The organism is Amycolatopsis kentuckyensis (assembly GCF_002155975.1).
GTDB classification, from domain to species: Bacteria; Actinomycetota; Actinomycetes; order Mycobacteriales; family Pseudonocardiaceae; genus Amycolatopsis; species Amycolatopsis kentuckyensis.
Genome location: NZ_MUMI01000138.1, coordinates 1 through 2,131, shown reverse-complemented (window position 1 = coordinate 2,131; position 2,131 = coordinate 1). Strand labels below are relative to the sequence as shown.

Genomic DNA, 2,131 nt, shown 5'->3' with positions numbered 1-2,131 from the left:
AGTTCCGGCCCCAATCACGCCAGTTCCGGCCCTGATCACGCGAGTTACGGGGCTGATCACGCCTCGGGGAGGTCGCGGAGGAGGTTGCGGAGGGCGTCGGGGTCCAGGAGGTCGGCGGGGCGGATCGTGCGGTTCGCGCGGACGTAGTGGAATGCCGCGCGGACCCGCTCCACCGGGACGTCCTTCAGCGCCGCCCAGGCCATCCGGTACGCCGCCAGCTGGACCGACAACGCCGGGATGCGGGACTCCGGCGGGACCGCGCCGGTCTTCCAGTCGACCACCGTCCAGCCGCCGTCGGGGTCGGCGAAGACCGCGTCCATGCGGCCGCGCAGGGTGATGCCTTCGACGTCGGCCGAGAACGTCACCTCCACCGCCACCGGGACCCGCGACGCCCACTCGCTCTTCTCGAACTCCGCCTGCAGTTCCTCGAAGTCCGCGTCGGGGGCCTCGCCGAAGTCGGCCGCACCCGGGAGGTCGTCGATCTCGATGAGCTGGTCGCCCGCGAAGCGGCGCTCCAGCCAGCCGTGGAACTCCGTGCCGCGGCGGGCGAAACTGTTGGGCTCCACCGGAAGCGGCCGGCGCAGGTCGGCGGCGAGCCGGGCGGCGTCGTCGGCCAAGGCGACCAGCTGGCTCACCGAAAGCCGCGAAGGCAGCGGAACCCGGTGCACGTGGTCGTCCTTGCGTGCCCACTCCTCCAGCAGGACGTCGGTGTCGGTCAGCCACCCGTCCGGATCGTCGTCGTCCTCTTCGGACGAGCCGAGGGAAGCCAGCGCCTCGGACACCAGTTCCACACCGGTCTGCACGCCGGTGCGGCGGTCGGCGAGGGGATCGACCGGCCAGCGCGCCGCCCGCGAGTCCGTCACCAGGGGGTTCTCGTCGTCCTTGGCGGGTTCCGGCGCCCACTCCGCGAGCTGCCCGACGCCGGTCTCGCGCAGCACGTCGGCGATCTCCGTGAGGAACTCCGACGGCCCCTTCACCCGGCTGCTGCTTTCGTTCCACCAGTGCCCGGAGACGATCAGCGCGTGCTCGGACCGCGTCAGCGCGACGTAGCAGAGCCGCCGTTCCTCCGCCTGTTCCCGTTCGACGAACCCGGCTTCGTGCAGTTCCAGTCCTTCTTGGACTTCCTTGCGGTCGTAGCCCTCGGCAATGTCCAATGTGGGCAGATCCTGGGCGTCACCGCGCAGCTTCGCGGGCAGTGACGTCGCCGTCCGCAGCCACGACGACGACCGCCGCCGGCCGGGGAACACCTCGTGCACCAGGTGCGGCACGGCGACGACCTCCCATTCGAGGCCCTTCGCCGAGTGCACCGTCAGCACCTGCACGCGGTCCGGCACGACCTCGACCTCGCCCGGGGTGAGCCCGTCTTCGGCGTGCGCGGCGGTGTTCAGGTAGTCCACAAAGGACAGCAGGGTCGCGGTCGGCGCCGTCTCGGCGTAGTCGGCGACGACTTCGGCGAACGCGTCCAGGTGTGCCCGCCCCGCGGAGCCCGGCCGGGCCAGGGATTCGACGTCCAGCAGCATCGTGCGCTCGACGTCGGCGACGAGCTCCGGCAGCGACTGGTCGAGCCGGCGCCGCAGCGCGGCCAGCTCCCAGCCGATCCGCCGGATCCGCTTGTAGCCCTCCTCGGAGTACCGGGCCGGGTCGCCGGGCTCGTCGACGGCGTCGATCAGCCCGGCCTGCTCGACGCGCTCGACGACCAGCTCCGGCGCGTCCGGCTTCTCCGGGCTGGACAGCTCGCCGGCGCGGCGCCACAGCGCGGCGACGTCGGCGGCCGAGAGCCGCCAGCGGGCACCGGTCAGCAGCCGGGCCGCCGCGCTCCCGGACAGCGGGTCGGCGAGCACCTTCAGCGTCGACACGAGGTCCGCGACCTCGGGCTCGTCCAGCAGCCCGCCGAGCCCGACGACCTCGACCGGCAGCCCGCGCGCCCGCAGTTCGGCGGCGATCGGCGCCATGTCGGCGCGGCGCCGCACGAGCACCGCGGCGGTCGGTGGCTTGCCGGCCTGTTCCTGGTGGTCGTACCAGCGCCGGGCGAGGGCGTCGGCGACCCACGCGCGTTCGGCGCGGACGTCCGGCAGCAGCGCGCACGCGATGTCGGCGGGCCCGGCGCCTTCGCGCGCCCGCAGCCGTTCGA

Annotated in this window: 1 protein-coding gene; it reads right to left on the bottom strand. The window is 73.4% G+C overall.

What is annotated here, in order from left to right:
* Positions 1-56: 56 nt before the first annotated feature.
* Positions 57-2,131, bottom strand: a 2,075-nt coding sequence (locus tag CCN39_RS14995; RefSeq protein WP_143264042.1) for an ATP-dependent DNA helicase, incomplete at its 5' end; no start/stop codon positions are given.